At 54.7% G+C, this 6,195-nt stretch carries 4 protein-coding genes; 2 read left to right on the top strand and 2 right to left on the bottom strand.

What is annotated here, in order from left to right; genetic code table 11:
* Positions 1 to 548 precede the first annotated feature (548 nt).
* A complete protein-coding gene (gene purH / locus FC814_RS18120) occupies positions 549 to 2,138 on the top strand; it encodes a bifunctional phosphoribosylaminoimidazolecarboxamide formyltransferase/IMP cyclohydrolase (RefSeq protein ID WP_137326265.1) in 1,590 nt (529 codons plus the stop codon).
* Between the two features lie 11 nt (positions 2,139 to 2,149).
* Positions 2,150 to 3,439: a phosphoribosylamine--glycine ligase gene (purD, locus tag FC814_RS18115; RefSeq protein WP_137326264.1), complete on the top strand. Its 1,290-nt coding sequence runs from the start codon at positions 2,150 to 2,152 to the stop codon at positions 3,437 to 3,439.
* On the opposite strand, the gene zraR is transcribed toward purD, so the two are convergent.
* Together zraR and zraS are read right to left on the bottom strand one after the other, a co-directional pair.
* Positions 3,436 to 4,761: a sigma-54-dependent response regulator transcription factor ZraR gene (gene zraR, locus FC814_RS18110; RefSeq protein ID WP_137326263.1), complete on the bottom strand. Its 1,326-nt coding sequence runs from the start codon at positions 4,759 to 4,761 to the stop codon at positions 3,436 to 3,438. The genes purD and zraR overlap by 4 nt on opposite strands.
* Complete coding sequence (gene zraS, locus FC814_RS18105) at positions 4,758 to 6,134, bottom strand: two-component system sensor histidine kinase ZraS (protein ID WP_137326262.1); 1,377 nt, start codon at positions 6,132 to 6,134, stop codon at positions 4,758 to 4,760. The genes zraR and zraS overlap by 4 nt, the downstream gene beginning before the upstream one ends.
* Between the last annotated feature and the right edge of the window lie 61 nt (positions 6,135 to 6,195).

Here is a 6,195-nt window from a genome sequence, read left to right as displayed (position 1 = left end):
TTTATCGTCTTGCGACGTTAAGAATCCGTATCTTCGAGTGCCCACACAGATTGTCTGATAAATTGTTAAAGAGCAGTTGCGACGCAGCTTTCAGCTCACTGTCGCGAGGTGGCATATATTACGCTTTCCTCTTTCAGAGTCAACCCTGAATTTCAGGATTTTATCTCTTCAACCGAACCGGCTATTTGTGTGAAGTGATTCACATCCGCCGTGTCGATGGAGGCGCATTATAGGGAGTTCTCCTGAGGCCGCAATAGAAAAATTGCAAAAAAATGACTGACTGCTGCATTCCCCAGCAAAACCCCTATTTATACCTTTTTACGCACAGAGTTATCCACAATCATAAGCGTTATTTCTGTATTCCTGACCTGCTAACCACAATCGAAATGCTGCTCACCATCGAAACAAAAAAATTCGCGAGCGTTGCGCAAACGTTTTCGTTACAATGCGGGCGAAAAATAAAGATGCCCCGTTAGGGGCGTTAGCTGAGTTTTTCGCGAAAAATTCAGCTAACGCTCTCTGTAATAGTCAAATCCAGGGGATTTACCATGCAACAACGTCGTCCAGTCCGCCGCGCTCTGCTCAGTGTTTCTGACAAAGCCGGTATCGTCGAATTCGCTCAGGCACTTTCCGCACGCGGTGTGGAACTGCTATCTACAGGAGGCACTGCCCGACTGTTAGCAGAAAAGGGTCTGCCGGTGACCGAAGTTTCCGATTACACCGGTTTCCCGGAGATGATGGATGGACGTGTGAAGACTCTGCATCCGAAAGTACATGGTGGCATTCTGGGCCGTCGCGGCCAGGACGATGCCATTATGGAAGAACATCAGATCCAGCCTATCGATATGGTGGTTGTTAACCTGTATCCGTTCGCCCAGACCGTGGCTCGTGAAGGCTGCTCGCTGGAAGATGCGGTTGAGAACATCGATATCGGCGGCCCAACGATGGTGCGCTCCGCAGCGAAGAACCATAAAGATGTCGCCATCGTGGTGAAGAGCAGCGACTACGACGACATCATTAAAGAGATGGATGCCAACGAAGGTTCGCTTCTGCTTGCAACCCGTTTCGACCTCGCAATCAAAGCCTTCGAACACACCGCCGCCTACGACAGCATGATTGCCAACTACTTCGGCAGCATGGTTCCGGCTTACCACGGTGAAAGCAAAGAAGCTGCCGGTCGCTTCCCGCGCACGTTGAACCTGAACTTCATTAAGAAGCAGGATATGCGTTACGGCGAGAACAGCCACCAGCAGGCTGCCTTCTATATAGAAGAGAATGTGAAAGAAGCCTCCGTTGCCACCGCAACCCAGGTTCAGGGTAAAGCCCTCTCTTATAACAACATCGCCGATACTGATGCGGCGCTGGAGTGCGTGAAAGAGTTCGCCGAGCCGGCATGTGTCATTGTGAAGCACGCCAACCCTTGCGGCGTGGCTATCGGCAATTCCATTCTTGATGCTTACGATCGCGCGTACAAAACCGACCCGACCTCCGCATTCGGCGGCATCATTGCCTTTAACCGCGAGCTGGATGCTGAAACAGCACAGGCCATCATTTCTCGTCAGTTTGTCGAAGTGATTATTGCGCCGTCCGCCAGCGAAGAAGCCCTGAAAATCACCGCCGCCAAACAGAACGTTCGCGTCCTGACCTGTGGTCAGTGGGGCGAACGTATTCCGGGTCTTGATTTCAAACGCGTGAACGGCGGTCTGCTGATTCAGGATCGCGATCTGGGCATGGTCGGTGCAGAAGAACTGCGCGTCGTCACCAAACGTCAGCCGACCGAGCAGGAACTGCGTGATGCGCTGTTCTGCTGGAAAGTGGCGAAGTTTGTGAAATCCAATGCCATCGTTTATGCCAAAAACAATATGACCATCGGGATTGGCGCAGGCCAGATGAGCCGCGTGTACTCCGCAAAAATCGCCGGCATTAAAGCTGCCGATGAAGGCCTGGAAGTGAAAGGTTCCTCTATGGCTTCTGATGCATTCTTCCCGTTCCGCGACGGTATTGATGCCGCCGCCGCTGCGGGCGTGACCTGCGTAATCCAGCCCGGCGGTTCTATCCGTGATGACGAAGTGATTGCCGCTGCCGATGAACACGGTATTGCGATGCTCTTCACCGACATGCGCCACTTCCGCCATTAATGGAGCAATAGATGAAAGTATTAGTGATTGGTAACGGCGGGCGCGAACACGCGCTGGCTTGGAAAGCGGCGCAATCACCGCTGGTTGAGAGAGTATTTGTCGCACCAGGTAATGCGGGAACGGCACTGGAACCTGCGCTGCAAAACGTCGCTATCGGCGTGACCGATATCCCGGCACTGCTGGATTTCGCGCAAAACGAAAAGGTAGATCTGACCATCGTCGGCCCGGAAGCGCCGCTGGTGAAAGGCGTGGTCGATACCTTCCGCGCCGCTGGGCTGAAGATCTTCGGCCCGACGGCAGGTGCCGCGCAACTGGAAGGGTCGAAAGCGTTTACCAAGGATTTCCTGGCTCGCCATAAGATCCCTACGGCGGAATACCAGAACTTCACCGAGGTAGAACCTGCGCTGGCGTATCTGCGTGAGAAAGGCGCGCCAATCGTCATTAAAGCTGACGGTCTGGCTGCCGGGAAAGGCGTTATCGTCGCGATGACGCTGGAAGAAGCCGAAGCGGCTGTTCACGATATGCTGGCGGGCAACGCCTTTGGCGACGCGGGTCATCGCATTGTTATCGAAGAGTTCCTCGACGGCGAAGAAGCGAGCTTTATCGTGATGGTGGACGGCGAGCATGTGCTGCCGATGGCCACCAGCCAGGATCACAAACGCGTAGGCGATAAAGATACCGGGCCGAACACCGGCGGAATGGGTGCTTACTCTCCAGCGCCGGTAGTAACCGATGAAGTTCATCAGCGCACGATGGAACGTATCATCTGGCCAACCGTGAAAGGCATGGCGGCAGAAGGCAACACCTACACCGGTTTTCTCTACGCGGGCCTGATGATCGACAAACAGGGCAATCCGAAGGTTATCGAGTTTAACTGCCGCTTTGGCGATCCGGAAACCCAGCCGATTATGCTGCGCATGAAGTCCGATCTGGTTGAGCTCTGCCTGGCAGCCTGTGAAGGTACGCTTGACGAGAAAACGTCCGAGTGGGATGAACGCGCTTCTCTCGGCGTGGTGATGGCTGCGGGTGGATATCCGGGCGATTACCGCACCGGCGATGTGATCCACGGCCTGCCCCTGGAAGAAGTCGAAGGCGGCAAAGTGTTCCACGCGGGCACAAAACTGGCAGATGACGAGCAGGTGGTGACCAGCGGCGGGCGCGTACTGTGCGTCACCGCGCTGGGTCATACCGTGGCAGAAGCGCAGAAACGCGCCTATGACTTAATGACTGATATCCACTGGGATGACTGCTTCTGCCGGAAAGATATCGGCTGGCGCGCCATCGAACGCGAGCAGAACTAACGCGACAGTTTTGCCAATAGCGTTTTGCGCGTGATCCCTAACTGACGGGCGGCTTCGGTTTTGTTGCCGCCCGTTTTCTCCAGCGCCGCCAGAATCACCTCTTTTTCCACTTCCACCAGCGGCTGAATATCCTGACTTTGCGCCAACGGAATCGGCGTACTGGCAATCGCCAGCGGCAGCTCGCGTTCGGAAATATATTCCCCGGTCAGCAGCACCACCGCTCGTTCTACCGCGTTTTCCAGTTCGCGAATATTTCCCGGCCAGTCGTAGTGAATCAGCAGATCCATCGCCTGGGGCGTAAAGCCTTTTACCGCCTTGCGATTGCGTTCGGCAAATCGCTGAAGAAAATGGTTAGCCAGCAGGGGAATATCTTCCCGCCGTTGCCGCAGCGACGGCACTTCAATTGCCACCACGTTCAGGCGATAGTAGAGATCCTGGCGAAAACGCCCGGCCTTTACCTCAGCGGCAAGATCGCGATGGGTCGCGGCAATCAGCCGAACATCAACCGAAATAGTCTGGTTGCTGCCGACACGCTGAACTTCGCGCTCCTGAATCGCACGCAGCAGACGAACCTGCATCATCGGCGAGATATCGCCAATTTCATCGAGAAACAACGTGCCGCCGTCTGCCTCAACAAAGCGCCCTTCCCGCCGTTTGTCGGCGCCGGTAAACGCCCCTTTTTCGTGACCGAACAATTCAGATTCCAGTAAGGATTCGTTGAGTGCCGCGCAGTTGAGCGTTACCAGCGGTTTTTCGCTACGTGCGCTACTGGCGTGAATCGCCCTGGCGACCAGCTCTTTACCGGTGCCGGAATCGCCGTGGATCAGCACCGTGGCTTCCGATGGCGCGACGAGGGCGATTTCACTGAGCAGGTGTTGCATCGCCGGGCTTTTACCGACCATACCAAACTGGCTGGCAGACACCGCAGGCGTTTCAGAAGCGAGAATCTGCGTATGCGCGAGCGCCTTTTCCAGCGTCGCCTGCAAGTTATCGAAATCCAGCGGCTTAATGAGATAATCCAGTGCCCCGGTCTTCAGTGCTTCTACCGCCGTCTCGACGCTGCAGTAAGCGGTCATAATCAGTACCGGAATCGCCGGATTTAACGCTTTGATCTCTTTCAACGTGGCGATGCCGTCCATCTCCGCCATTCGCACATCGCAAAGCACAAGATCAAAAACCTGTTCCCGCACCTGTGCCAGCGCCTGTTGCCCGCTGTTCGCCAGCGCGACGTTATAGCCCCAACCGCGCAGCAATGCCTGCAAGATGGTGCAGTGGCTAATGTCATCATCCACCACCAGAATATCGATATTATCGTGCGTCATCCTTGTGGGTCCTTACGCGTAATATTGACCGGAAGCCATAGAGTGAACGTTGCGCCTTTCCCCTCCTGGCTTGCGACCTGAATTGTACCACCGTGTTGTTCAACAATATTATGCACGACCGCCAACCCCAGTCCGGTGCCTTCGGCTTTGGTGGTGAAGTACGGAGTGAAGATGGCTTCAAGCTGATCCGCCGCAATTCCCTTACCGTTGTCGGTAACGCTGATTTTCACGCCTGTGCCGCTTTCGCTGGCCACCACGCTAATCACCCCATGCTGACCAATCGCCTGAATAGCATTGAGATAGAGATTCAACAGAACCTGGGTCAGCCGATCCGGATCGGCCTGAATTTGCGGCAATGTGTCGTTGGCGGTAAAGCGCAACTGAATTTCCCGGCTGTTTGCATCCTGGCTTACCAACTGTAATGAGTGGTTAATCAGGGTGTTGAGATCCACCGCCTGCAAAGCCAGATGCGTTGGCTTAACCAGTTCCAGTAACTCGCTGACCACGCGGTTTAAACGGTCGGCCTCTTTCGCCATTACCTGCGCCAGTTGGTGCGCTTCCCCACCCTCTGGTGCTCGTTCGGCAAAATATTTCGCCAGCCCTTTAATTGAGGAAAGCGGATTGCGAATTTCATGGGCAACACCTGCCGCCAGATGCCCCAGCGCCACCAGCTTCTCTTTGCGCTTCATCTCATCCTGTAGAAGCTTGCGCGAGCGCAGATACCGGCGATACCAGAAGAATGACAACACGCTTGCCAGCAAGACCGTCGCCAGGGCGAAGATGATAATCAGGGTGTTTCTCTGCTCACGATCTTCAGCACTCACAATGTTACTGGCGTCGAAAGCGATAAAAATTGCTTGTGGTGTCGCGGCATACTGCTGCATATGGCGCATCCGGTGCATTCCAGCAGCAAACATCGGTTGAAACTGGCGATAAATTTCCAGAACAGGCTCGCCGTCTGCGCTATCGATCCGCCGCCACGCTTCTTCATCTCCCGGATGTAACTGCTGCATTTCCTGCGGGGAATAAAGCTGTTTTCCCACCATGCCGGAGTTGCTATGCATCACGATTATTCCTTGTTCATCCGTGACCGCAAACCAACGTACTTCAGGCTGTCCGGCCATTTCTTCCAGTAAGGCCTGCTGCTGCGCATGATGCATGCGCAACCCCATGCCGACGCGCGAGCCGGATTCGAGAGCACGGATAAGTACACTGCCTTTTTCCAGAAGCGTTTGTCTGGCGGCGGCAGTCTCGCGCCCATAATCGCGAATCACTGTCACCGCAAACAGCCCCACCAGCCCAACAATGGCCACGGGCAAGATGGCGCTTAACCATTTGGCTAAGGAGTCTTTAGAACGTTGCATAAAACGCATCTTCTTCTTTTTTGCCTGTTCATCCCTTTTTAACAGCAGAAATCATGCCATCTTTGATCAG

The sequence above is a fragment of the Escherichia sp. MR genome, assembly GCF_005280595.1.
GTDB lineage: Bacteria > Pseudomonadota > Gammaproteobacteria > Enterobacterales > Enterobacteriaceae > Escherichia > Escherichia ruysiae.
This window is presented reverse-complemented; position numbering and strand designations above follow the sequence as displayed.

What these genes read in the sequence shown, in the direction of transcription:
- purH (WP_137326265.1), top strand. Translation starts at nt 549, where the DNA reads ATGCAACAACGTCGTCCAGTCCGCCGCGCTCTGCTCAGTGTTTCTGAC.
- purD (WP_137326264.1), top strand. Translation starts at nt 2,150, where the DNA reads ATGAAAGTATTAGTGATTGGTAACGGCGGGCGCGAACACGCGCTGGCT.
- zraR (WP_137326263.1), bottom strand. Translation starts at nt 4,761, where the DNA reads ATGACGCACGATAATATCGATATTCTGGTGGTGGATGATGACATTAGC.
- zraS (WP_137326262.1), bottom strand. Translation starts at nt 6,134, where the DNA reads ATGCGTTTTATGCAACGTTCTAAAGACTCCTTAGCCAAATGGTTAAGC.